This is a genomic window from Candidatus Pelagibacter sp. Uisw_113 (genome assembly GCF_047717815.1).
Lineage (GTDB): Bacteria > Pseudomonadota > Alphaproteobacteria > Pelagibacterales > Pelagibacteraceae > Pelagibacter.
This window is the reverse complement of sequence record NZ_CP159809.1, coordinates 947,136-972,504: the sequence shown is the minus strand read 5'-3', so window position 1 is coordinate 972,504 and position 25,369 is coordinate 947,136. Positions and strand designations below refer to the sequence as shown.

Annotated in this window: 27 protein-coding genes and 1 riboswitch; of the genes, 21 read left to right on the top strand and 6 right to left on the bottom strand. The window is 29.5% G+C overall.

All coding sequences use genetic code 11. From position 1 onward, the window contains the following. The first annotated feature begins 70 nt into the window (after positions 1 to 70). Genes ABXT39_RS05270 through ABXT39_RS05260 form a run of 3 tightly spaced genes read left to right on the top strand, consistent with a single transcriptional unit; the run spans position 71 to position 3,182 of the window. Complete coding sequence (locus ABXT39_RS05270) at positions 71 to 1,393, top strand: glycosyltransferase family 39 protein (protein WP_415294706.1); 1,323 nt, start codon at positions 71 to 73, stop codon at positions 1,391 to 1,393. Next, the gene (locus ABXT39_RS05265) at positions 1,390 to 2,262 is read left to right on the top strand and encodes a glycosyltransferase family 2 protein (RefSeq protein WP_415294705.1); all 873 of its coding nucleotides are present in this window, start codon (positions 1,390 to 1,392) and stop codon (positions 2,260 to 2,262) included. The genes ABXT39_RS05270 and ABXT39_RS05265 overlap by 4 nt, the downstream gene beginning before the upstream one ends. After that, complete coding sequence (locus ABXT39_RS05260) at positions 2,259 to 3,182, top strand: SHOCT domain-containing protein (RefSeq protein WP_415294704.1); 924 nt, start codon at positions 2,259 to 2,261, stop codon at positions 3,180 to 3,182. Before ABXT39_RS05265 ends, ABXT39_RS05260 begins: the two co-directional genes overlap by 4 nt. Before the next feature lies 1 nt (position 3,183). On the opposite strand, the gene ABXT39_RS05255 is transcribed toward ABXT39_RS05260, so the two are convergent. After that, positions 3,184 to 4,464: a Y-family DNA polymerase gene (locus tag ABXT39_RS05255; RefSeq protein WP_415294703.1), complete on the bottom strand. Its 1,281-nt coding sequence runs from the start codon at positions 4,462 to 4,464 to the stop codon at positions 3,184 to 3,186. Beyond that, positions 4,442 to 4,837: a LexA family protein gene (locus tag ABXT39_RS05250; RefSeq protein WP_415294702.1), complete on the bottom strand. Its 396-nt coding sequence runs from the start codon at positions 4,835 to 4,837 to the stop codon at positions 4,442 to 4,444. The genes ABXT39_RS05255 and ABXT39_RS05250 overlap by 23 nt, the downstream gene beginning before the upstream one ends. A 165-nt stretch (positions 4,838 to 5,002) precedes the next feature. Here ABXT39_RS05250 and ABXT39_RS05245 point away from each other — a divergent pair, with 165 nt between their 5' ends. From ABXT39_RS05245 to alaS, 6 genes are all read left to right on the top strand, one after another. After that, positions 5,003 to 5,572: an SOUL family heme-binding protein gene (locus ABXT39_RS05245; RefSeq protein WP_415294701.1), complete on the top strand. Its 570-nt coding sequence runs from the start codon at positions 5,003 to 5,005 to the stop codon at positions 5,570 to 5,572. Beyond that, positions 5,573 to 5,935, top strand: a complete 363-nt coding sequence (locus tag ABXT39_RS05240) for a GFA family protein (protein WP_415294700.1) — start codon at positions 5,573 to 5,575, stop codon at positions 5,933 to 5,935. A 6-nt stretch (positions 5,936 to 5,941) separates the two neighbouring features. Next, positions 5,942 to 6,868 (top strand): uridine kinase, encoded by a 927-nt coding sequence (locus tag ABXT39_RS05235; RefSeq protein ID WP_415294699.1) that lies wholly within the window; start codon positions 5,942 to 5,944, stop codon positions 6,866 to 6,868. Continuing rightward, positions 6,868 to 8,166 (top strand): TolC family protein, encoded by a 1,299-nt coding sequence (locus tag ABXT39_RS05230; RefSeq protein WP_415294698.1) that lies wholly within the window; start codon positions 6,868 to 6,870, stop codon positions 8,164 to 8,166. The genes ABXT39_RS05235 and ABXT39_RS05230 overlap by 1 nt, the downstream gene beginning before the upstream one ends. 101 nt (positions 8,167 to 8,267) lie before the next feature. Then, the gene (gene recA, locus ABXT39_RS05225; RefSeq protein ID WP_415294697.1) at positions 8,268 to 9,419 is read left to right on the top strand and encodes a recombinase RecA; all 1,152 of its coding nucleotides are present in this window, start codon (positions 8,268 to 8,270) and stop codon (positions 9,417 to 9,419) included. A 97-nt stretch (positions 9,420 to 9,516) separates the two neighbouring features. Continuing rightward, entirely contained in the window at positions 9,517 to 12,186 is a 2,670-nt protein-coding gene (gene alaS / locus ABXT39_RS05220; RefSeq protein WP_415294696.1) for an alanine--tRNA ligase, read from the top strand. On the opposite strand, the gene ABXT39_RS05215 is transcribed toward alaS, so the two are convergent. Beyond that, positions 12,179 to 13,393 (bottom strand): NADP-dependent isocitrate dehydrogenase, encoded by a 1,215-nt coding sequence (locus ABXT39_RS05215; protein ID WP_415294695.1) that lies wholly within the window; start codon positions 13,391 to 13,393, stop codon positions 12,179 to 12,181. The two genes, alaS and ABXT39_RS05215, sit on opposite strands and share 8 nt — an antisense overlap. A gap of 77 nt (positions 13,394 to 13,470) precedes the next feature. Between ABXT39_RS05215 and ABXT39_RS05210 the strand changes: the two genes are divergently transcribed. The 9 genes from ABXT39_RS05210 to panB are packed head-to-tail and all read left to right on the top strand — an operon-like array spanning position 13,471 to position 20,778. Then, positions 13,471 to 14,118 (top strand): phosphatidylserine decarboxylase, encoded by a 648-nt coding sequence (locus ABXT39_RS05210; protein ID WP_415294694.1) that lies wholly within the window; start codon positions 13,471 to 13,473, stop codon positions 14,116 to 14,118. Between the two features lie 3 nt (positions 14,119 to 14,121). Continuing rightward, positions 14,122 to 14,925, top strand: a complete 804-nt coding sequence (pssA, locus tag ABXT39_RS05205) for a CDP-diacylglycerol--serine O-phosphatidyltransferase (RefSeq protein ID WP_415294693.1) — start codon at positions 14,122 to 14,124, stop codon at positions 14,923 to 14,925. After that, a complete protein-coding gene (locus ABXT39_RS05200) occupies positions 14,926 to 15,837 on the top strand; it encodes a glycosyltransferase (RefSeq protein ID WP_415294692.1) in 912 nt (303 codons plus the stop codon). Next, positions 15,838 to 16,449, top strand: a complete 612-nt coding sequence (locus ABXT39_RS05195) for an RlmE family RNA methyltransferase (RefSeq protein WP_415294691.1) — start codon at positions 15,838 to 15,840, stop codon at positions 16,447 to 16,449. Between the two features lie 37 nt (positions 16,450 to 16,486). Beyond that, complete coding sequence (gene guaB, locus ABXT39_RS05190; protein ID WP_415294690.1) at positions 16,487 to 17,563, top strand: IMP dehydrogenase; 1,077 nt, start codon at positions 16,487 to 16,489, stop codon at positions 17,561 to 17,563. Further along, a complete protein-coding gene (locus ABXT39_RS05185) occupies positions 17,563 to 18,000 on the top strand; it encodes a hypothetical protein (RefSeq protein WP_415294689.1) in 438 nt (145 codons plus the stop codon). Before guaB ends, ABXT39_RS05185 begins: the two co-directional genes overlap by 1 nt. Further along, entirely contained in the window at positions 17,990 to 19,555 is a 1,566-nt protein-coding gene (gene guaA / locus ABXT39_RS05180; protein ID WP_415294688.1) for a glutamine-hydrolyzing GMP synthase, read from the top strand. Before ABXT39_RS05185 ends, guaA begins: the two co-directional genes overlap by 11 nt. 26 nt (positions 19,556 to 19,581) lie before the next feature. Further along, entirely contained in the window at positions 19,582 to 20,001 is a 420-nt protein-coding gene (locus ABXT39_RS05175) for a VOC family protein (protein WP_415294687.1), read from the top strand. A 3-nt stretch (positions 20,002 to 20,004) separates the two neighbouring features. After that, positions 20,005 to 20,778, top strand: a complete 774-nt coding sequence (panB, locus tag ABXT39_RS05170; RefSeq protein ID WP_415294686.1) for a 3-methyl-2-oxobutanoate hydroxymethyltransferase — start codon at positions 20,005 to 20,007, stop codon at positions 20,776 to 20,778. Between the two features lies 1 nt (position 20,779). Here panB and ABXT39_RS05165 read toward each other — a convergent pair whose 3' ends face one another. From ABXT39_RS05165 to ABXT39_RS05155, 3 genes are read right to left on the bottom strand one after another with little or no spacing between them, the layout of a single operon-like run. After that, a complete protein-coding gene (locus tag ABXT39_RS05165) occupies positions 20,780 to 21,394 on the bottom strand; it encodes a YjbE family putative metal transport protein (protein WP_415294685.1) in 615 nt (204 codons plus the stop codon). Positions 21,395 to 21,435: 41 nt separating this feature from the next. Continuing rightward, a complete protein-coding gene (locus tag ABXT39_RS05160) occupies positions 21,436 to 21,921 on the bottom strand; it encodes a tetratricopeptide repeat protein (RefSeq protein ID WP_415294684.1) in 486 nt (161 codons plus the stop codon). A 3-nt stretch (positions 21,922 to 21,924) separates the two neighbouring features. Continuing rightward, on the bottom strand, positions 21,925 to 22,698 hold the full coding sequence (locus tag ABXT39_RS05155) for a 5-oxoprolinase subunit PxpA (protein ID WP_415294683.1): 774 nt from the start codon (positions 22,696 to 22,698) through the stop codon (positions 21,925 to 21,927). 27 nt (positions 22,699 to 22,725) lie between these two features. Between ABXT39_RS05155 and ABXT39_RS05150 the strand changes: the two genes are divergently transcribed. Genes ABXT39_RS05150 through ABXT39_RS05140 form a run of 3 tightly spaced genes read left to right on the top strand, consistent with a single transcriptional unit; the run spans position 22,726 to position 25,238 of the window. Then, complete coding sequence (locus ABXT39_RS05150) at positions 22,726 to 23,412, top strand: allophanate hydrolase subunit 1 (RefSeq protein ID WP_415294682.1); 687 nt, start codon at positions 22,726 to 22,728, stop codon at positions 23,410 to 23,412. Beyond that, positions 23,405 to 24,358: a biotin-dependent carboxyltransferase family protein gene (locus ABXT39_RS05145; RefSeq protein WP_415294681.1), complete on the top strand. Its 954-nt coding sequence runs from the start codon at positions 23,405 to 23,407 to the stop codon at positions 24,356 to 24,358. The genes ABXT39_RS05150 and ABXT39_RS05145 overlap by 8 nt, the downstream gene beginning before the upstream one ends. Continuing rightward, entirely contained in the window at positions 24,345 to 25,238 is an 894-nt protein-coding gene (locus tag ABXT39_RS05140) for a DMT family transporter (protein ID WP_415294680.1), read from the top strand. The genes ABXT39_RS05145 and ABXT39_RS05140 overlap by 14 nt, the downstream gene beginning before the upstream one ends. Positions 25,239 to 25,262: 24 nt before the next feature. Further along, positions 25,263 to 25,352: riboswitch (glycine riboswitch) on the top strand. Positions 25,353 to 25,369: the final 17 nt, after the last annotated feature.

The window sequence follows — 25,369 nt, the reverse complement described above, 5'->3', positions numbered from 1 at the left end:
ATTTAGTGGGCGGAGTATATTCAGCAATTAATACGTGTCAAGCAAGCTTAATTCATATAAAATCAGTAAAATGTTAATTAATAAAAACAATATAAATAAATTGTTTTATAGTTTTCTTATAATTCATTTAATTTTATGGACATTGGTTCCCACATTAACAAATGACAATTTACCACTTGATACAATTGAGGCCTTGGCTTGGGGAAGTAATTTAGATTGGGGATTTAATAAACATCCACCAGCAAGTGCATTTTTTCCAGAAGTTATTTACCAACTTTTTGGATCGCAGGACTGGGCTTATTACTTATTAAGTCAATTATTTGTAGTAACTGCATTTATTTTTGTTTTTAAATTTGCTGAAGAACTATTTAAAAATAAAACTTTAAGTTTAATATCGGTACTTCTTTTAGAGGGTATTTATTTCTATAATTTTACAACACCTGAATTTAATGTGAATGTTTGCCAATTACCTTTTTGGTCGTTGTGTGTTTATTATTCTTGGAAACTATTTGATAAACAGACAATAACTTTTAAGGACTGTTTTTGGCTGGGAGCTTTTGCAGCTTTAGGTTTTTTATCAAAATATCTTTTTATTTATCTTTTAATATCAATAGACTTATTATTTTTTTATATAATTTTTATAAAGAAATATAAAAAATTTGATTTCAAACATCTAATATCTCTAGAGGTCTTTATTGTTTTGTTAATTCCCCATTTAATTTGGTTGGCTAATAACGATTATATAACAATTATATACGGGTTAGCTAGAACAGGGTTGGAGAGTGCAAGTTTATTAGACCATATAGTTCACCCTTTAATATTTTTAGGCAAACAAATAGGAATATTAATTCCATTTTTTATAATGTCATTTTTTTTAATAAAAAAAATTAAGTTTAAAGTGTCCTTAAAAGATAAGAAGTTATTGTTCTTAATATTTATTAATCTAGTTCCAATTGGACTAATGTTCTTAACCTCAATGCTAACAGGATCTAAAATAAGAACAATGTGGATGACTCCATTTTATTTGTTCTTTGGTGTATTAATTGTCTATATTTTTCAAGCACAAATAAATCTTAAAAAAATAAATAAGTTCATATCAGCGTTTTTAATTTTGTTTATTTTTTCACCTTTTGCTTATGCTTATATTTCAATTACAGAAACAGATAAAAGAACAGATTATTTGGGCAAGGAAATAGCAATTAAAACTGAATACTTATGGAAGCAGAATCATGCATTGCCAATAAACGTTGTCCTTGGCGACGAATGGCATGCTGGTAATTTATCATATCACCTCAATTCTAGACCAGTTTGGGAAGGGTTGATTACAAAGGATAAACTTAATTCATTATCAAAATTTATTTGCATTGATAATATTTGTGTAGGAAATAGATGATCAAAATAAAAATATTAATACCTGTTTATAATGATTGGCAGTCTGTTTTCAAACTTATAGAAAATATTAATTCCAAAGTTTCTACGCTAGGTAGCGAGTTTTCAGTAATAATTATTAATGATGCTTCGACCGAAAATAGCCTAGATTTTTCAACTAATTTAGATAATCTTAAATCTGTTCAGATTATAAACATGAAAGAAAATAGAGGGCATGCAAGATGTAATGCTGCTGGATTAAAATATATTAATGAAAAAGAAGAGTTTGATTACGTAATTCCAATGGATGGTGATGGAGAAGATAGGCCAGAAGAATTAATTTTACTAATTGAAAAGATCAAAGAATATCCAAATACAGTTATTACAGCTAATCGAGTAAAGAGATCTGAGGGGTTTATTTTTAAATTTTGTTATGAAGCTCATAAATATTTAACTCTCGTTTTTACAGGACAAACTATTAAATATGGCAATTACACATGCCTCCCAAGGTCAGTAGTTGATAAAATGGTTAATGAATCAGCAACATGGAGTAGTTTTTCGGGGTCATTAGCAAAAGTAGCAAAAGATAGAAAGTCTATTCCCTCAATAAGAGACAAAAGGTATTTTGGGTTGTCAAAAATGAGCTTTTTTAATTTATTAAAACATTCTCTTTCAATTATTACAGTTTTTAAAACAACATTGTTAATTAGATCTGTATTATTTTTAATTGCTTACTCATTCTTAGTGATAGGAAAAATTTCAATCATCACGTTAATACCAGTTATTGGAGTTATTGTTATGATGATTTCAGTAATCTCCCTATCAAAAAGAGAAAATATGCTAGATTTTAAAAATTCTTTAGATAATATTGAAAGCATTAATAAAATTAAATGAAAAAATTTATATCCATAACAATACTTAGTTTCTTTTTAAGTGGAAGTATTTTTTCAGCTGAAAATTTTTCAATTGGCAAAAATATAGGAAATACATTTATCTTTAACAATAAAATACAAATAGATCTTGATGGAGATAATTGGGTTGTAGTTAGAAAAAGTCATGAAGGTTCATATGGAATTCAGCAAAATATTATTGGTATTGGTAGGGTAGAAAATAATGAAGTCATGGAAATGATTGAAGTTTATAAAGGAAATCTTTCTGGCCTTTATATTGATATTATTAATCAAGCCATTATTGAAATAGTTTTTAAAAATAAAAATGATGGTTGCTATGAAAGACCTGAATATTACCTTTTAGAGTTGTATCGAAAAGGTAGTAGTCATAATTGCATGATAATAAGACATATGGATGTTACAAAAGAATTAAATTATCCTGATAGCTCTGATGGAAAAGCTGCAGCAGCTGCTTACAATAAATGGATAAGAGAAAGCTCACTAAACTTTCCTAAGATAATGCTTGAGTCACAACACTCTTATTTTTCCCGATTAGCAGGAGGGGACTGGATTCAGCTTCGACATTATATTAACCCTAAATTAATAAATGCACCAAAATCAAAGTTTTTTTCAGAAGAAACATCCGAATATCATAAAATTAACATATCCCAATATCCAGAGCATCAGAAAGCCATGAATAAATGGATTGCTATTTCATCAGAATTTCACAAAAATTTCGAAGATATGGTTAATGCTAAAAATAACCACAAACTGAATCTTGATCAATATTACATGGAAATTAAAAAAACTAAGAAGGTGAGCAACGAGCTGACTGATCAATTAAATCAAATAAATGAATTATATAAAGCTGGAGTGCTGACTAAAGAAGAATTTGTAAAGGCTAAAAAAAAACTTTTAAACTAAATCAAATAGCCTTTATTATTGGTAACGAATGAAAGTCAGCTGTATCTATCTTTGAGGAGTGATCTCTCCTCATATTCCATTTTTTATTAACCCCAGCACTAGCTAAACTTATTGTTGATCTGCCATATCTGTAATTTGTACTATCAATAGCTCTCATTAAACCCTTAATTTTCTCATCTTTTTCTGTAGAGAATAAGTTTTTGCTACCATCTGAACCAACCAAACCAATCAATGTTATGCCTGCTTTTTGATATCTATATCCATTAATAAAAATTTCATTTAAAGCAACTAAAGCTGTTTTAACTATTTCAATACTATTGTTGGTAGCTATTGGAAAATCTATAGTTTTAGCATTTGAATAATATACACCTCTATTTTGAAAGGGGCTTGTTCTAACAGAAACAGTTATTGATTTTGCTATTAAAGATTCTGATCTAATTTTTTCTGAAGCATTTAAGCAGTAACTTGCAACTGCTTCTTGAAGTTCTTGAAATTTTTCAACTCTAGTACCAAATGATCTTGATACTACACAACTTTTTCTTTTTGAAGTTTTAGTTTCTAGTGGGATACAAGAAATTCCTCTAAGTTCTAATGCTGTCCTGGAACTTAAAACATTAGAACTTTTTTTGATCCAAGTATTTGACATATTTTTTAATTGTTTGGCATTATAAATTCCATTTTGATGATAGAATTTAGTTAACTGTTTACCAACTCCCCACACATCGTTGATATCTATCTTTTCTAGTAATGGATCAATATTTTCAATTCCTATTAAGTTTGTGACACCAGATTGTTTTTTCTTTGCTATATGATTTGCAATTTTGCTTAGCGTTTTGGTTTTAGCAATACCAATACTAGTTGGAATTCCTGTCCACTGTAAAACAATACTTCTAATTTCTTTTCCCACATCTTCTACTTCATCATCTGGATAATTACTTAAATCTAAAAAAGCCTCATCTATTGAATATATTTCTAACTGAGGATTAAATCTTTTTAAAGTTCTCATCACTCTTCTGGATAAATCTCCATATAAAGAGTAATTTGAAGAAAATACATAAACTTTATTTTTAAGTATTATTTCTTTAGCTTTAAAATAAGGCTCTCCCATTCTAATACCAAGAGCTTTAGCTTCATTTGATCTTGCAATAATACAGCCATCATTATTAGACAATACTACAACTGGCTTATTTCCAATTTTAGGATTGAACAATCTCTCACAGGAAACATAAAATGAATTACAATCTACTAGTGCTATCTTTTTAGTATGTTGAATGAATGACATAAGTCACAACTCCCCAAATAAATACTTCAGTTTCATCACCAATAATTATTTTATCTTCAATATTTTTTGAACCCGATGTTAAAAATTGACTATCGTTTGATTTAACAAAACTTTTAACAACTAATTCATCATGAACATTTGCAACCACTGTTGAAAAATTTTTAGGTTTTAAACTTCTATCAACAACTAATAAGTCACCATCATAAATACCAACATCGGTCATCGATTTTCCTTGAACTCTAATAATAAAAGTAGCGGGGACATTTTTGATTAAGTGAACATTAAGATCTACATCCTCTTCGATATAATCCGTTGCAGGAGAGGGAAAACCTGCACCTGCTTTATGTAGATAAAAAGGAATAGTTATTTTCATGTTCTTGTTTTGTTCTAATCTATAGACCAGTTATACAGTGCACGCAATAGGTTGTATTTCGAGTCTGTAACTGAATCAAAGGTGAATCAAAACGTGAACATTGAAACTACATTTTGTGCTCTTGTGGATAACTTCAACCAGAGATAGTTTAAGCCTCATATTAAAATGAAAAAAATTCTATCAATTATGTTTCTTGGCTTAATTATAAATTCTAACAGTGTGGCTTATGAAGAAGCAAATTACGAAGTAGTGAAGCAAAATAACATTTATGAAATCAGAAAATATCCTGATCGTTTAGTTATTGAAACATCAATATCAAATGAAGGCAACAGTTTTAGAAAATTATTTAACTATATATCGGGCAATAATGAGAAAAATGAAGAAATTAAAATGACAACACCAGTTACCCAAATGGAAAAAAAAGGAAATATGACTATGCAATTTTATTTACCTTCAAAATTTAATAAAGAAAACACACCAGTTCCATCTAACTCAGATATAAAAATTTTAAACATTAAAGAAGGCTATTATGCGGTTATTAGATATTCAGGAAGAGCTTCTAATAAAAATTTTACTAAACATAAAGGCATTTTAGAAAATGAATTAAAAAAAGATGATATATCAATTTTGAGTGCAGCTATTAAAGCAACTTATGACGGACCTTTCACGTTGCCTTTACGTAGAAGAAATGAAGCAATGTTTGAGATTAATATAAAAAATAAAGGAGAAATATAAATGAAAAGATTAAAATGCCATTGTGGAGAGGTAGAAGCAGAAATAAATGTACCTGACAACTTAGAAAAAGTTTTAAAATGTAATTGCTCAATTTGTAAAAGAAAAGGAGCAATAATGTCTATGGTTAAGAATGAAGATTTTAAAATTGTTAAAGGTGAAGATAAATTGAAACTTTATCAATTTCATTCAAAAATTGCGAAACACTATTTTTGCTCTAACTGTGGAATTTACACACATCACAACCCAAGAGCTAATCCAACTATGACAGGATTTAACCTTGGATGCATAGATGAAATAAATACTTTTGAATTAACAAATATTGCAGTCAACGATGGTCAAAATCATCCTCTTGATAAAAAATAATTTTTTATGCAAGAAGTTAATAATTGTTTTAGCAAAGTAAAAAAAGATTGTCTTAAATTTATTGCATCTCAAGAAACTAAGAAGGATAAATTTAAAAACAAAGATAAGATGATTAAATCTTTTTTAATCCCAGTTAGTTTTTGGATAGAAAAAAGAGTTAATAAAAAAAAACCATTAATAATCGGTTTAGCTGGAGGACAAGGATCAGGCAAAACAACTATCTCATCAATTTTAACTTTAATTTTACAAAAATATTTTAAGTTAAATGTTTTTAAAGTTTCTATCGATGATTTTTACAAGACAAGAAAAGATAGAAGGTCATTATCTAAAAATAAGCACCCTTTATTAATGACAAGAGGAGTTCCTGGAACCCACGATATAGATTTAATGTTAAATTTTTTTAAAAAAATTAAAGATAAAAATTTTAAGAGTTTGCAAATTCCAACATTTAATAAAGCGATAGACGATAGATGTTCAAAAAATTTATGGCATAAAATTAAAACAAAGCCAGATGTGGTAATCTTTGAGGGTTGGTGTGTTGGAGCAAGACCCCAGTTAAACAACCAACTCAAAAAACCAATTAATTCACTTGAAAAAGTTTATGATCAAGGAGTTAAATGGAGGGCTCATGTTAACAATCAATTGAAAACTAAATATAAAACCTTATTTAACCAATTAGATGGATTATTATATCTAAAAGCTAAAAACTTTAATTTATTAAGAGAGTGGAGACTAAAACAAGAGAGAAAGCTTTGGGCTCAAACAAAAAATAAGAAAAATCTAAAGATTATGAGCAGTGGGGACGTAATAAATTTTATGCAGACTTATCAAAGAATTACTGAACAAATGTTTAAAGATGCGGTAAAAAGTTCATCTATAATAATGAATTTAAATAGCAATCATCAGATTGAAAAGATAAAATTTAAAAAATAATGAAAAAAATAATTTTAATACTATTCTCAGTTTTGTTCTTAAACCAACACGTCTTGGCAGTAACTTTATTTGAAGCTCTTACAGAAGCTTATAAAAATAATACTGACTTAAATGCTGAGAGAGAAAATATTAATATTTCAGAAGAAGATTTAAAGATTTCAAAAAGTAACTACTTACCCACAGTCACAATTTCTGGAAGTAAAAGTCAAGTAGACACAAGCAAATTGACTAATAGGGCAGGAGTTGAGCAGTCAGTTAATAATGTTGATCCCGCCACCCAATCTATAAAAATTGAACAAACATTAATAGACTTTAGTAGAAATGCAGATGTACAAAAAAATGAAATTGGAATTAACCTGGCTAGTATAAAATTATTAAAAAAAGAGCAAGAAGTTCTATTAAAAGCAATTGAAGCTTATTCAGGTTTAATATTAGCTAATAAAAAATTAAAAATTAATCAAAGCAATCTTAATTTGTTAGAGCGACAAGTTGAAACTAATAGAGCTAGACTTGAAAGAGGTCAAATTACTCTATCTGATTTGGCTCAATCTGAGTCCTCATTAGCTGAAGCCCAAGCAAATTTTATTCAATCTAAAAATGAAATAATATTTAATAAGCTAAATTATGAAAATGTTATTGGACCAATTGCAGATATAAATAGTTTAAGTAATAATTTTGATATTAAGCTTATGCTTCCAAGCAATTTGAATGATGCAATTGATACTTCAAAAAAATATAATCCAGAATTAATTATTGCAAAATTAGAATATGAACAATCAGAAAAAGATGTACTTATTTCACGATCTGATTTAGTACCAACTGCAAAACTTTCTTACGAAAATTCTAGATCTCAAGATTTGAGTTCATCATATGATGAGAGTAATAAGAGCACTTTAAAAGCAACTGTTACTTGGCCAATATATTCGGGTGGGAAAAATAGATCTTCATTAAATAAAAGCCGAAACTTACAAAATAGAAAAAAACTATTATTAAACAGCGTTACAAAAACTAATAATAGTAATGTAGCAATCTCATGGTCCACACTTCAGTCTTCAAAAAGTTTATTGAATTCAGTTAATTCCCAAGTTAAGGCAGCTGAAATTGCGAATGAAGGAATAACAGCTGAGTATGAATCGGGGCTTGGAAGGTCTACTTTGGATGTTATTCAATCTAACTCTATTCTGCTGAACTCTAGAATTACCTTAGCAAATTCAGAAAGAAACTATCTGCTTGCTCAATTTAATGTTCTAAAGTCTATTGGTCTATTAAATAGCAGCCACCTAAAAATTAAGCAATAACATCAATTTTTCCATAAAAAATTAACTATTGAAAATGAGAACAAAATGTGTACATTTAACACACGATTCGAACACTAATTATTAAATAAAAAAGGCATGAAATGACTAAAAATAACTTAAAAGTAGTAAAAACTACAAAAGCACAACAAGCAGAAGGCAACGAAAAAAGCAAAGCTTTAGACGCGGCAATGGCCCAAATTATCGATAATTTTGGAAAAGGATCAGTTATGAAACTTGGCCAAAGAAGAGCAATGGATATCGAGTCAGTTTCAACTGGATCATTAAGCTTAGATGTAGCGCTTGGAATAGGTGGCTTACCAAAAGGAAGAGTTGTTGAAGTCTACGGACCAGAATCATCTGGTAAAACAACCTTAGCATTACAAGTATTAGCAGAGGCTCAAAAAGCTGGTGGAACATGTGCGTTTATAGATGCAGAGCATGCTTTAGATCCAATTTATGCAAAAAAACTTGGTGTAGACACTGAAGAGTTATTAATTTCACAACCTGATACTGGTGAGCAAGCTCTAGAAATAGCGGATACTCTAGTTAAATCAGGATCAATTTCTGTTATCGTAATTGACTCTGTTGCGGCACTAACACCTAGAGCTGAAATTGAAGGAGAAATGGGAGATCACCACGTAGGACTTCAATCAAGATTAATGAGTCAAGCCTTAAGAAAGCTAACAGGCTCAATCTCAAGTACAAATACAATGATGATTTTTATTAACCAAATTAGAATGAAAATTGGAGTTATGTTTGGAAGTCCAGAGACTACATCTGGTGGAAATGCACTAAAATTCTATTCATCTGTTAGATTAGATATCAGAAGAATTGGTGCCATTAAAAATGGAGATGAAATAATTGGTAACTCAACAAGAGTTAAAGTGGTTAAAAATAAAGTAGCACCACCATTTAAAGTTGTTGAATTTGACCTAATGTACGGCAAAGGTATTAGTAAAGTAGGTGAATTAGTGGACCTTGGTGCAAAAGCTGACATTGTTGAAAAAGCTGGAGCTTGGTATGCTTATAAAGGTGAAAAAATTGGCCAAGGAAGAGAAAATGCTAAAACTTATTTAGAGCAAAATCCTAAAATTGCAGCAGAAATTGAAATGGCAATTAGAGAAAAAGCTGGAGTGATAGCAAAAAAAATTGAAGGTAACCCTCTTGATCCAGAAAAAGCAGCAAAAGATCAAATTGAGGATTCTAAAGTGGAGATAAAAGAAGAAGTAACACCTCCATCTAAAAAGAATTAGTTAAAGTCATCTTTAATTATTAAAAGGCGCTTAGTTTAAGCGCCTTTTTTCCCTACACTTATCTAGACATCAAATAAAAAAGCTGTATTTTAAATGTATGGCTGACAAAACACTAAATCAAGTTAGAACAACTTTTTTAGATTATTTTGAAAAGAATGATCACAGGATAGTTGAGTCTAGCAATTTAGTTCCAAATAATGATCCGACATTAATGTTTGCAAATTCAGGAATGGTACAATTTAAAAATGTATTCACTGGATTGGAAAAAAGAGACTATGTAAGAGCCACAACCTCACAAAAATGTGTAAGGGCAGGTGGTAAGCATAACGACCTTGAAAATGTAGGTTATACACCAAGGCACCATACATTTTTTGAAATGCTTGGAAATTTCTCATTTGGAGATTATTTTAAAGAAGAAGCAATTAGTTACGCATGGAATTTAATAACTAAAGAGTTTGGGATTGATAAAAATCGTCTTTATGTAACAGTTTACCATAATGATGAAGAGGCATTCAACTTTTGGAAGAAAATAGCTGGTTTTAGTGATGATAGAATAATCAAGATAGCAACATCAGATAACTTTTGGTCTATGGGCGATACAGGACCTTGTGGACCATGCTCAGAAATATTTTATGATCATGGTGAGCATTTAGAAGGTGGCTTGCCTGGTACTAAAAATGAAGACGGCAACCGGTTTATAGAAATATGGAATTTAGTATTCATGCAATATGAGCAAATTTCAAAAGATAAAAGAATAGATTTACCTAAACCATCTGTGGATACTGGTATGGGTCTTGAGAGAATAGCTGCACTAATGCAGGGAACACACGATAACTATGAAACAGATCATTTTAAAAAACTAATACTATCTGCATCTGACACATTAAAAGTTAAAGTAGATGAAGTTAACCAATCTAGCTTTAGAGTGATAGCAGATCACTTACGAGCAAGTTCATTTTTATTAGCAGAAGGAGTTTTACCATCTAATGAAGGTAGAGGATATGTGCTTAGAAGAATTATGAGACGTGGAATGAGACACTCACATTTGCTAGGTTCCAAAAAACCAGTCTTCTATAATATCTTTAAAACACTCCTAGAAGAAATGTCTAACAATTATCCTGAGCTAGAAAGAGCACAATCATTAATAAAAGAAACTTTAAAAACAGAAGAAGAAAAGTTTTTAGTTTTATTGGATAGAGGAATAAAAATATTAAATGAAGAGTTAGAGAAAGTAGAAAAAATATTACCTGGTGAAGTGGCATTTAAACTTTATGATACATTTGGTTTTCCATTAGATTTAACTGAAGATATTTTGAAAAATAAATCACTGACTGTAGATGGGGAGAAGTTTGATTCATTAATGAAAGAAAGCAAAGAATTAGCAAAAAAAAATTGGAAAGGATCAGGGGATAGTTTCATAGATCAAATATGGTTTGATATAAAAGATCGTTTAGGAGCAACTGATTTTTTAGGATATTCCACAGACAAAGCAGAAGGTGTAATTACTTTAATTCTTAAAAATAATAAAGAGGTTCAAGACCTACAAGAAAATGATGAAGGAATTATAATTACAAATCAAACACCTTTTTATGGCGAGTCAGGGGGGCAAGTTGCTGATACAGGAATAATTTCTAATGAGGTTTTTGAATTTGAAGTAGCTGATGTTCAAAAAAAACTAGGGGATTTATTTGTTCATTATGGAAAAGTTATAAAAGGTTCAGTTAAATTAAAAGACAGTGTTGAATTAAAAATAGATATACAGAGAAGAAATAATATTAGAGCCTACCACTCTGCTACTCATTTATTACACGAAGCGTTAAGAAGAGTTTTGGGTGAGCATGTAACTCAAAAAGGATCTTTAGTTCAGTCTGATCGATTAAGATTTGACTTTAGTCATATGAAGCCTATCTCAGAAGAAGAGATGGGAAAGATTGAACATTATGTTAACTCAATAATTCAAAAAAAGTCAGAAGTGAAAACAAGAATAATGACACCTAAAGAAGCCGTTGAGAATGGTGCCTTAGCTTTATTTGGAGAAAAATATGGTGATGAAGTGAGAGTTTTGTCTATGGGAGACGAGGAAGGTAAATTTTTCTCAACAGAACTATGTGGAGGAACGCACGTTGTAAATACAGCTGACATTGGAAAATTTAAGGTTATTAGCCAATCATCTATTGCAGCAGGCGTAAGGAGAATTGAAGCATTAAGAGACACGCAGTTAGTTGATTTTTTAAAAAAGAAAGAAAACTTATCTAATCTGTCAGATCAAAAAAATGAGGCAGTTATAAAAGAATTAGAGACAAAGATTATTAAATTAGGGGGAAAACCTAATCTTCAAAATAGTGATCAAGTAGCTTTGATAAAAGACCTTAATAGACAATTTGATCAACTTTCAGTTAGCTCAATATTAAAAGATAAAAAAAAAAACAAAATCAATGATCAAATTATTAATGGGTTTAAGGTTAGGTTTCAAAATATTATAGATTTACCATTTAAAGATCTACGTAAGCTAATAGATGAAGGAAAAAAAGAAATTGGTGATGGATTAGTAATAATTTATGCAATCAATGACAATAAAGTTGGATTAGCTGTAGGTGTTACCAAAACATTAGAGGGCAAGTTTGATGCTGTAAAAATTGTTAGAGCTGGTTCAGAAGTTATTGGTGGTAAAGGTGGTGGTGGAAGAGTTGACTTTGCACAAGCTGGCGGAACGTTGCCTGATAAAATTGAACAGTCTTTTGAAAATATTAAAAAATTAATTAATTAAGCGTTTTCTTAAGCTGACCATCAAGTTCATCTAAAAATTGATTAGTAGTTAAGTAATTGCTTGAGGGCCCAATTAAAATTGCCAAGTCTTTTGTCATTGATCCATTTTCAACACAATCAATACAAACTTTTTCCAATGTAGTTGAAAATTTAATTAAATCTTCATTGCCATCTAATTTTCCTCTATGTGCCAAACCTCTAGTCCAAGCAAAAATTGATGCAATAGGGTTTGTAGAAGTCTCTTTACCTTCTTGATGCATTCTGTAGTGCCTAGTTACAGTTCCATGAGCTGCTTCAGCTTCCATTGTTTTTCCATCAGGCGCAAGAAGCACACTTGTCATTAATCCTAACGACCCATATCCTTGAGCTACAGTATCTGATTGAACATCACCATCATAATTTTTACAAGCCCAAATATATTTACCACTCCATTTCATTGCACAAGCAACCATGTCATCAATTAGTCTGTGTTCATAGGTAATATTAAGTTTATTAAAATTAGATTTAAATTCTTTATCAAAAATTTCCTGGAAGATATCTTTAAATCTGCCATCATAAATTTTTAGAATGGTGTTCTTTGTAGAAAGATATACAGGCCATTTTTTTATTATTCCGTAGTTAAAGCAAGATCTTGCAAAGTCTTCTATAGATTTATCCAAATTGTACATTGATAAAGCAATTCCTGGTCCAGGAAAATTAAAGACCTCATATTTAATTTCATCACTACCATCTTCTGCAGTCCATTTAACTTCCATTTTACCTTTACCTGGGACTTTAAAATCTGTTGCTCTATATTGATCACCAAAAGCATGTCTTCCAATAATTAAAGGATCTGTCCAAGTTGGAACAAGTTTTGGAATATTTTTACAAATTATGGGCTCTCTAAAAACTGTACCTCCAAGAATATTTCGGATAGTTCCATTTGGAGATCTCCACATTTTTTTTAACTTAAATTCTTCAACACGTGCTTCATCTGGAGTAATTGTTGCACATTTTATACCAACGTTATGTTCTTTAATTGCCTTAGCAGCATCTATGGTTATTACATCATCTGTATCATCCCGGCTTTTCATGCCAAGATCATAGTATTTAATATCTAAATCTAAATATGGTAAAATCAGTTTACTTTTAATGAATTCCCAAATGACTCTAGTCATTTCATCACCATCTAGTTCAACTACGGGATTTTTAACCTTTATTTTAGCCATAAATGAATAATATATAATAGTAATTGTAATTTAGTGCTTTATATACATATTAATAAAAAATTATCAAATAGAAGCTTATGTTAGAGAAAATTTTCCCAAAAATTCATTCTGAAGGATACAAATTTTTAGCTATAGCTATTATTGCAACAATTTTTTTATATTTCCTCAGTACCTTTCTAGGATTAATTGGTTTGGTATTATCTATATGGGTTTATTATTTTTTTAGAGATCCTGAACGGATTTCAATAAATGATGAAAATTACCTAACGAGTCCAGCAGATGGTGAGGTTTTAATGGTTCATGAGGTTGATGGACCAAAAGAACTAGGTTTAGAAGATAGAAAATTCACTAAGATTAGTATTTTTATGAACGTATTTGATTGTCACGTAAATAGAACACCTTGTGAAGGTAAAATTTTAGAAATACTTTATAAGCCTGGAAAATTTTTAAATGCATCACTTGATAAAGCAAGTGAAGATAATGAAAGAAATTATTACAAGATAACGAATAGCCATGGAGAAGACGTTATTGTTGTTCAGATTGCAGGTTTAATTGCCAGAAGGATTGTATGTGAATCTTCAAAGGATCAAAATTTACAACAAGGTGAAAGAATTGGAATGATAAGATTTGGAAGTAGGGCTGATGTTTATTTTGAAAATTATGAAACATTAATTAAAGTAGGACAAAAGACAATTGCTGGTGAAACGCTATTAGCTAAAAGATAGCTTATGGAACAACCTAAAAATAATTTTAAAATTGTATCAGATAAAAAAGCTAGAATGCTTTTACCTAATGCACTGACATTAATAAATGTATGTATTGGGTTAAGTTCTATTAAATTTGCATTAGATGAAAAATTTGAACTATCAATTATAGCTATTATTTTTGCAGCAATTTTTGATACATTAGATGGCAGAGTTGCAAGGATGTTGAAAGGAACTTCCTTGGTTGGAAAGGAATTAGACTCATTAGCAGATTTAATTAGTTTTGGGGTAGCTCCAGCTTTTATAATGTACTTCTGGTCTTTAAATAATTTGGGCAAATTCGGTTGGTTACTTACAATGATTTTTGTAGTTTGTGTTGCTCTTCGACTTGCAAGATTTAACGTGAGCTCAAACTCAGAACCATCATGGAAAGATAATTACTTTGAAGGTGTGCCGTCACCTGCTGGTGGAATTTTGGTATTGATGCCGTTAATATTAAGCCTAAGTGAGACAAATTTGATCAAAATTAACTACGATATAGTTGTACCAACATTCTTTATTTTGATTTCATTTTTATTGATTAGTAAAATTCCAACATTTGCTTTTAAAAAGATTTCCATACCACGTCGTATGACAATTTTTGCATTGTTTGGTGTTGTGCTATTTTTTGGACTTTTGTTAATATATACATTTAAAGTTTTGGTTATTTGTGGATTAATCTATATTTTCTTAATTCCATTTGGATACTTCAGTTATCGAAAAATTTATAAACAGAAAATTTTAAGTGGTGAAAATCATGATAATGATGATCTTGAAGACATACTGTAGATGAAAAAAAATGTAATTGTATCTCTGGCTGACTCAAATTACTTTGAATTGCTTAACGAATTAGTCGATTCTATTAAGAGTTTTGAAAAAAGCAAAGATACAGCAATCTGCATTTTAGATGCTGGTTTGTCCGAGCAACAAAGAAACATATTATCTAAAAAAGTTGACGAAATTAAATCAGCCGAATGGGACATTGATGTTCCAGCGTTTAAAGTAAAAGGAAGGGAGTGGTTAAAGAGTCAAGTATCTAGAGCCTTCTTACCAAAATATTTTCCTAGTTATGAAAAATTCTTATGGATAGATTGTGACGCTTGGGTAGCAGATTGGAACTCAATAGAGCTTTATTTTAAAGCCTGTGAGAATGGTAAATTAGGAATTACCCAAACTTTTACACCTGGATATAAAATAATGTCAAAAGTTAATTGGTTATTTGGAAAAGTGGCAATAATTAAATCTCAAAATTTTAAACATGCAATAAAATCAAAAATTGGAATAAATAAAGCGCGAAAACTTGCCTTTGCTCCACATATTAATATTGGTGTTTTTTCTTTAGAAAAAGATTCACTTGGATGGGTTTCTTGGCAAAAGAATCTAGAACAAACTTTAAAAAGTGGAAATATTTTTGGTTCAGAAGGTCTTGCTATCAATATGTCTGTCTATATAGATGATTTAGAAACAGAGTTCTTACCCCATAATTGCAATTGGTTAGTTAGTAATCTTTTACCAAAATTTAACGAACAAGAAAAAAGTTTTGTAGAACCTTACCTACCTAATCATAAATTAGGCATAATACATCTTGCTTCTGGAATTTGGGATGGTGATAAAGATATGAGATTACATAAAGAGGTAAAAATAAATATAAAAACATTAGAAAATAAAATTTTATTAAAAAGTTTAAGGTTTGGTCATTAATTGAAAAAGAATAGAATTTCTAAAAATTGGATTAATAAACAAAAAAGAGATATTTATGTTAGACAATCTCAGGTAGATGGTTATCGAGCTAGATCAGCATATAAATTAATAGAAATAGATGAAAAATTTAAGATATTAAAAAATGGAATATCAGTAATAGATTTAGGTGCATCGCCAGGTAGCTGGTCTCAATATATTTCAAGAACAGTAAAAAGTGGAAGATTAGTTTCAATTGACATAAAGGGTATGGAAGAAATTGAGAATACAATTCAAATCAAAGGTGATTTTACTGATTTAGATTCTCAAAAAAAAATAAAAGGCTTATTCAAATCAAAAGTCGATGTTGTTGTGTCTGATATGGCTGTTAATACAACGGGTATAAAAGATATAGATGCAATTTATACAGGGGAACTTGCAATGGAAGCCATGAATTTTTCTAAAGAAATGTTGGTTAAAGAAGGACGATTTGTCTCTAAGATTTTTTTAGGCTCATCATTTAACGAAATAGTTGCCTTAGGCAAAAAATTATTCAAAGAAGTAAAGGTATTTAAACCTAAGTCTAGCAGAAAAGAATCTAAGGAAAGTTTTATTATTTGTAAAATCTTAAGATAGGGACTTTTTTTTTCAGAGGAATCATATATACATGATTATGGATCCCATAAAAGAAGCTCTTACCTTTGATGACGTCACAATGGCACCAAAATACTCAGAAGTCCTACCTTCTGAAGTTGATACCAGTACAAAATTATCATCTAATTTAACATTAAAAGTACCTTTATTATCCTCTGCAATGGATACGGTTACAGAGAGTAAAATGGCTATAGCAATAGCTAAAGCTGGAGGTATTGGTGTAATTCATAGAAACCTTAATATTAAAAAACAAATTGACGAAATTAAAAAGGTAAAAAAATTAAATTTATTAGTTGGTGCAGCTGTTGGAGCTGGTCCTTTAGAGCTTAAAAGAGCAGAAGCTATTTTAAAAGAAAAGGTGGATTTAATTGTTGTTGATACAGCCCATGGACATAGCAAAAAAGTTGCAGAAATTATTAAAGCTATAAAAAAATTAAAAACAAACAAAACAACTCTATGTGCTGGAAATATTGCAACTGCAGAAGCTGCAAAATTTTTAATAAGATTAGGAGTAGATATTATTAAAGTTGGAATTGGACCAGGATCAATCTGTACAACTAGATTAGTTGCTGGTATTGGTGTGCCTCAGCTAAGTGCAATATTAGCTGTTAAAAAAGGTGTGAAAAATAATAAAGTAAAAATTATTTCAGATGGTGGAATTAAATATTCTGGTGATTTAGCTAAGGCACTGTCAGCAGGTGCTGATGCAATAATGATAGGTTCTTTATTTGCAGGTAGTTTAGAAACACCTGGAAAACTAATTAAAAAAAATGGCAAGTTATTTAAAAGTTTTAGAGGAATGGGCTCTGTAGGAGCAATGAATAAAGGATCAGCTGATAGATATTTTCAAACCAAACAAAAAGATATATCTAAATATGTTCCAGAAGGAGTAGAAGGTTTTGTAAAATACAAAGGTGATGTTAAAAGTATAATTTATAAATTAATTGGAGGCTTAAAATCATCTATGGGCTATCTAGGTGCAAAAAAAGTTCCAAATCTTAAAAATAAACCTAATTTTGTAAAAATAACAAAAGCAGGTTTTTATGAAAGTATGGTTCATAATGTTGATCAAGTAAAAAATGAAAGTAAATATTAATGAAAAAAATAAATAAATTAATAATTGTGGTAATTATGCTTTTAAATTTTGGCAGCTATTCTTTAGCAGAAAACAATTTTTTTGAAAAAGGAAAAAATAAATATGACAAACAGAAGTATGAAGAATCTAAATTTTTGCTTCAAAGAAGTATTATTTTTAACCCAAAGGATCAAAACTCATATTTATATTTAGCAAAAATTTATAATTTTGAAGAGAATGAAAAAGAAGAAAAAAAAAATATAGATACAGTGCTCTTATTGAATCCTAAAAATGAAGAAGCTAATTATATGCTTATGGAAATAGAGTTAAAAAGATCCAATTATTCCAAAGTAAAAGAATTAGCGGATAATTTTTCTAAAATTTGTAATAAATTATGTAATAAAAAAAATTCTATTTTAGAATCCTTAAAGAATTTAGAACCTAAAAATGAGTCTTAATAACAATTTAAGTAAAATTTTAATAATTGATTTTGGTTCTCAATTTACTCAATTAATTGCAAGAAGAGTAAGAGAATTAGGGGTTTTTTCAGAAATAGTTAGCCACAAAAAAATAAAAATAACCCAAATTATAAAAGATAATATTGCTGGAATAATACTGTCTGGTGGCCCTCTTAATGTTTATGAAAATGACAAATTTAAATTTGATAAAAAGATTTTAAAACTAGGAGTTCCAATCCTAGGTATATGTTTTGGACACCAGGTATTATCAAAATTGTTAGGTGGTAAAGTTAAAAAATCAAAACACAGAGAATTTGGTCTTGCTACTATAAAAAAAGTATCAAATAGTATTTTAACCAAAAATTTTTTTAATAAAGATAAGACAAGTAATGTTTGGATGAGCCATGCTGATCAAGTATCCAAAATGCCAAGAAATTTCAAAATTATAGCATCTACAAAAAATTCTAAATTAACAATAATTGAAAATACTAAAGATAATTTTTATGGAGTGCAATTTCACCCAGAAGTAACACACACTAAAAAAGGAAAAATCTTATTACGTAATTTTGTTTTCCTTATATGTAAAACTAAAAAAAACTGGTCTTTAAAAGATCAAAAATTAAAATTAATTAATGGAATTAAAGAACAAGTAGGTAATAACAGAGTAATTTGTGGATTGTCGGGTGGTGTTGATAGTAGCGTGGTTGCGCAATTGCTAAGTAAAGCAATCGGAAAAAAATTAACTTGTATTTTTGTTAACAATGGCCTTTTAAGAAAAAATGAAGAAACACAAGTTGTTAATACATTTAAAAAAAAATTAAAAATGAATTTAATTTATGTCAATGCAGAAAAAGAATTTATTACAAAATTAACAAATGTGTCTGATCCAGAAAAAAAACGAAAAATTATTGGAAATTTATTTATTAAAATATTTGAGCGATATGCAAAAAAAATTAAAAATGTTCACTTTCTTGCACAAGGTACTCTCTATCCTGACGTAATTGAAAGTAAATCCGTGACAGGTAGTCAAACTTCAAAAATAAAATCACATCATAATGTGGGTGGCCTTCCAAAAAGAATGAAATTAAAATTAGTGGAACCTCTTAAATTCTTATTTAAAGATGAAGTTAGAAAATTAGGGTTGGAACTTAATTTATCCAATGATTTGATCTCGAGACATCCGTTTCCTGGTCCGGGCTTAGCTATAAGAATGCCTGGTATTATAACTAACGAAAAAATTAAGATTTTAAAAGAAGCCGATTTTTATTTTATTAAAGCTTTAAGAGATCATGGATTATACGATAAAATTTGGCAAGCTTATGCTGCTTTATTGCCAGTAAAAACTGTTGGTGTTATGGGAGACAACCGTACGTACGAGCATATTTGTTTATTAAGAGCAATTACATCTGAAGATGGAATGACTGCTGATTTTTTTGATTTTCCTAAAGGTTTTATGCAATCAATTTCTAATCAAATTATTAACAATATTAGAGGAATTAATAGAGTAGTTTATGATGTTACTTCAAAACCACCAAGTACCATTGAATTAGAGTAATACTTTACTGTAGAGTACAAATTATTATGAAATATTTACATACCATGATCAGAATCTCAGATGTAGAGAAATCATTAGATTTTTACTGCAAGGGACTAGGTTTAATCGAAACTAGAAGAATGGAGAGTGAACAAGGGAGGTTTACTTTAATTTTTTTAGCTGCACCTGGTGATGAAAAGGCTGAACTAGAACTTACTTACAATTGGGATGGTGATAAATTAGGTGATGGATCTCGTAATTTTGGTCATTTGGCATACCGTGTCGAAAATATCTATCAAACGTGTAAGAGACTTAAAGATATGGGCTATACAATTAATAGACCACCTAGAGATGGCCATATGGCATTTGTAAGATCCCCTGATAATATTTCTATAGAAATCTTACAAGAAGGAAATTTAGAAATTAAAGAACCGTGGGCATCAATGAAAAATAATGGTATTTGGTAAAAAATGAATAGTAAGATTATTAACTTTATTGAAAAAAAAAATAAATCTAAAATTATAAGTCTTACTGCTTACTCTAAAAATATTGCATCTATTATAGATAAACACTGTGATCTTGTTTTGGTAGGTGATTCCCTTGGATCTGTACTTTATAATTTTTCTTCTACAAAAAAAGTGACATTAGATATGATGATTGAGCATTCTAAAAGTGTAAGGATGGGTGTTAAAAAAAGCTTAATGGTAGTAGATATGCCTCATAACACTTACCGAACCTCAAGAGAAGCTTTACGAAATGCAAAAAAAATAATCGCTAAAACGAAGTGTGATGCGGTCAAGCTTGAAGGTGGTATAAAAATTGTTCAAATAATCAAAACTTTAATTAAGAACAAAATTCCAGTAATGGGTCATCTTGGTGTTCTTCCACAGTCTGCAACAAATTTTAAGTTTAAAGGAAAAGAAACAAAAGAAAGAAAAACTATTTTAAGAGACTCTAAGCTCTTAGAAGAAGCTGGTGTATTTTCAATTGTTTTAGAGTGTATCGAAAGTTCTCTAGCAAAAGAAATTACAAAAACGATTAATATTCCCACGATTGGAATTGGTGCCTCAGTATATTGTGATGGACAAGTTTTAGTTACAGATGATCTTATAGGATTAAATAAAATGAAAGCTAGATTTGTTAAACGGTATTCAAATATTGAAAAAAAAATAAATGATGCTGCGCTAAAGTTTAAGAAAGATGTAATTACAAGTAAGTTTCCTACTAAGAAACATTCATATTAGATTAAAAATATTGTTTAAATGTCTCGTTAATTGACAAAACACCATAATCATTTAATCCACCAATTATTAATTGTAGTGCCACAATTAAGATAAAGCCTAGGCCCACATAAGCTATCCATAAGTTTTTTTGAATATAATTTGCTAAATAAGTGGCCAATGCTCCAGTTAATATTACAGATAAAACAAGACCAAATATCATGAAACCAAAATAACCTTTTGCAGCACCAACTACTCCAATAACGTTATCAAAGCTTATCGTAATATCTGCAAATAAAACCTTATAAATGCTTTTTATAAATGAAGGTTCTGTAGATTTTTTTACTGGTGATTTAATTTTATTTTTCATTTCAACTAAATCTTTTCTTAAATCATTAACAATCCAAATTAGAAGTAGCCCACCTAAAATTTTAATATAATAAAATTCAAATAGATAAGTAGCAAAAATTGCAAAAATAACTTTAAAAACTAAAGCTCCAGCAACACCCCAGAGAATTATTTGTTTTCTATTTTTTGGTACAAAGTTAGCAGCAATCAAGCCAATAATAATAGCGTTATCAGCAGCTAAGATGATATCTATAAAAATGATTTGGGTTAAAATTATGAATTCTTCAATCAAGATTTTTTTATAATATTAAATAATTATTTTAATTCAATGATTTAATATTTAGACTTCTTTGTTCCGTCAATAATTTCTTTTAGCTCCTCATACTCTTCACAATTACAAGTTTTTAAAACTTCTAACCTTTCTTTAGCCATATCTATTCGGTTTGTAACTACATAAAGCTCACCAAGGTACTCATTTATCCCATTGTGATTGGGCTCAACTTGTAGACCTAGTAGATAAAATTTCTCACCTTTTTCATAATCTCCAAGTTTTCTAGTTGTGAAACCTAAATAATTTAAAGTATCAGCTTGAAGTGGTTTTTTTTCATTAGATTTTAAAAGAAGCTTTTGTGCTTTTTTATATTTTTTTTGTGCTTTTTCAATTTTACCTTTTTTTTCATATTTTTTAGCAGCTTTAATTAAATTCTTTGCTTTCGTATAATTTGAGGAACCATCAGAGGAATCACTAGCTGTACCAGCTGAAAAAGAATTATTAGTGAGTGCTATAATTATTAATAAAGTATAAATAAGTTTTTTCATATTTTAGTTAAATTTATCCATTTTATTTAAAGGTTTTAGTTCTAAGCCATTATCAACCAAATTATCTCTAATATTTTTTGCAGTTACTAATGAACTCTCATTATCACCGTGTATACAAACCGAGTCAATCTCGCAAGGTATCTGTTTACCACTGAGACAATTTATTGCCTGATTTTTAACCATGTTCAATACATGTTTCTTGGCTAATTCAGGGTCAGTGATTAAAGCGTTTGGTTTGCTTCTAGAAATTAAATTTCCATTATCTTCATAATTTCTATCTGCAAAAATTTCACAAGCTATTCTCAGATCACTTTTCTTAGCAGCAACTTCCATTTGCGAACCGGTTGGTACCAGATAAATGATATCTTTATTAATCTCTTTTATTGCCACCGCTAGAGTTGTGGCTAATTCCAGGTCTTCACAAGCCATGTTATTAAGAGCCCCATGTGGTTTAATATGAGTAACATTTTCATTATATTTTTGAGCAATTTTTTGTAATATTTCATATTGATCAAAAATTAGTTTTTTTATTTCTAAGGAAGTTAAATTCATTCTTTTTCTTCCAAAGTTTTCAGGGTCATTAAATGATGGATGGGCACCCAAACTAACACCATTTTTTTTTGAAATTTGAATAACCATCTCCATTGTTTGTTCATCACCTGCATGGTAGCCACATGCAATGTTGGCAGAATTTACAATATTAAGTAGTTCAGGATCATTCTTGATAGAATGAAACTTAGATTTTTCTCCTAAATCACAATTGATATTAATTTCCATACTCTTTAGTCTCTAGTATAACATGGCATGGTTAAAAATATATCAAATCTTGGTGATGCAGCTGTATATTGTGATTTTGGCTCAGAGGTTAATGAAAAAATAAATGCAAATGTCATAGATTATTTTCACCATATATCAAAATTAATAAAAGATAAAAAAATTGAAGGAATAATTAATTTAACACCCTCTTATAATAAATTAATCGTTAATTTTGATTTATCTATAACCAATTATAAAAAAATCAAAAATTTTATAGAAGGTTTAACTATTAGTAGAGATATTAAAGATAATAATCAAAAAATTAAGATTCCAGTTTGTTGTGATGATGAGTATGGATTAGATTTTTTGAGGCTAACTAAAAAATTGAATATAGATAAAGATAAAATATTAGAACTATATTTTGGTAAAGAATATTTTTGCTACATGACAGGATTTATTGCTGGTATGCCTTTTCTGGGAGACGTTAATAAAGGTATTAGATGTGATAGATTGGAAACGCCAAGAGTAAAAGTTCCAAAGGGCTCTGTGGCTATAACCGAACAGTTTACAAATATTTACACTTTTGAAAGCCCTGGTGGCTGGAACATTATCGGCAACACACCTAAAAAGGTTTTTGATCAATTAAATTTATTAGACCCAACCTTAATTAAACCAGGCAACAAAGTGATCTTTTATCAAATCTCTAAGGAGGAGTATCTAGACTGGAATGAGTAATTCATATTTTGAAATTATAAGATCTGGAGTTAACACAACTATTCAGGATAGAGGAAGAAATCACATGTATTATGTGGGTATTACTGTAAGTGGGGCAATTGATCAAAGAAATTATAAACTAAGCAATAAGTTAGTTGGTAATAATTTAGATGAAGCTGTTATTGAATTTGCTTATCAGGGTCCACTTCTAAAATTAAAAAATGGGAAAATTAATCTTAGTGTTTCTGGAGATGTGCTCTTCAAGATAATTAGAAAAAATTCAAACATTGAAAATGGTGTTTGTTATAAAAGCTATATTTTAGAAGACGAAGATCAAATTGATTTAATATCAACAAAAAATACTGCTTATGGATATTTATCAATTAGTGGTGGTTTAGAATTAAATAAAACTTGGAATAGCTATTCTATAAATACCAAAGCTAATGTTGGTCCAAATAATGGAAAAAAATATTCTATAAAAGATAAAATTTTTATAAAAAATTCTGATTTTAAAAAAATTGAAGAAATAGAAATTAATTATAGAGAAGTTCCAGACAATATAATTAGAGTTATTAAAGGTACTAATTTTGATTATTTTTCAACAGAGGCTCAAAATAATTTTTTTAACAAAGAATTTTCAGTTACAAAATTAGCAGATAGAATGGGTATTAGACTAAGTGGTCCCAAGTTAGAAAACATTGCTAGCACTAATATTAAATCTGAAGGTCTTGTAAAAGGAGTAATACAAGTACCTGCTGACGGAAACCCTATTGTTATGTTGTCTGATCATGGGACTATAGGTGGATATCCCAAAATAGGTGTTGTTATTTCAGCAGACTTAGATCGAGTAGGTCAATTGACACCAGGCACTATTATAAATTTTAAGGAAGTAAGCCTTGAAGAAGCTCAGAATATATTTAAAGCATACACAGAAGATACAAATAAATATTTAAATGAATGTAATTAATAAAATTCCTGGTCCATTGCTGATTTTTATGGGAGCTTTAAGTTTAAGTTTTGGTGGGCTTATTGTGAAAAAATTTGAAGGCTCTACAGAGTGGCAAATTCTTTTTTGGAGATCTCTATTTTTTACGCTTACAGTTTTAGCCTTTCTAATAATTACCTATAAAAAGAAAACTTTAAGCTCTTTCTATAAGTCGGGATTACCAGGTTTTTTTGGTGGTATTATATTATCATTTGGATTTTGTGGTTATGTATATGCAATGTCAAATACATCAGTTGCTAATACTAATTTTATAATATCATTACAGATTTTATTTCTTGCAATTTTTGGTTACTTATTTTTAAAAGAAAAAATTTCAACAATCACTTTAGTTTCAATAATATTAGCAATAACAGGAGTTACCTTAATGGTTGGCAATGATTTGAGACCAGGTAATCTTTCAGGAAATTTAGCTGCATTTACAATGCCTATCACATTTGCTGTTTTAATCATGATTGTAAGAAAATTTCCCACAGTAGACATGATTCCTGCTCAATTTGTTGCTGGAGTAAGTTCATGTTTAATAGGGTTGAGCGTATGTATTTACTATTCACATAATTTAATGGTTTCACCTAATGATATATTTTTAGGTTTCTTAGCAGGCTTTTTTCAAGTTGGTTTTGGTTTTATATTCATTACCATCGGTGCACGTAGTACACCTTCAGCAATGGTTGGAGTAATTATGCTATCCGAATCTGTTTTAGGGCCTGTTTGGGCTTTTTTATTTGCAGGTGAACGGGCATCATTATTTACATTAATTGGAGGTGCAATTATTCTATTTGCTGTTTTACTTCAGTTTTCATCGTTGCTTTTATCCAATAAAAAAGAAAAAATTATTAATTGACTCTGACATACATCTGGTAGATTATTCTTAAATACGGGAGAGACTACAAACCATCGTAGCGCCGAAGGAGCAACCACCCAGGAATCTCTCAGGCAAAAGGACCGTAACATATTAACTCTGGAAAGAGATTA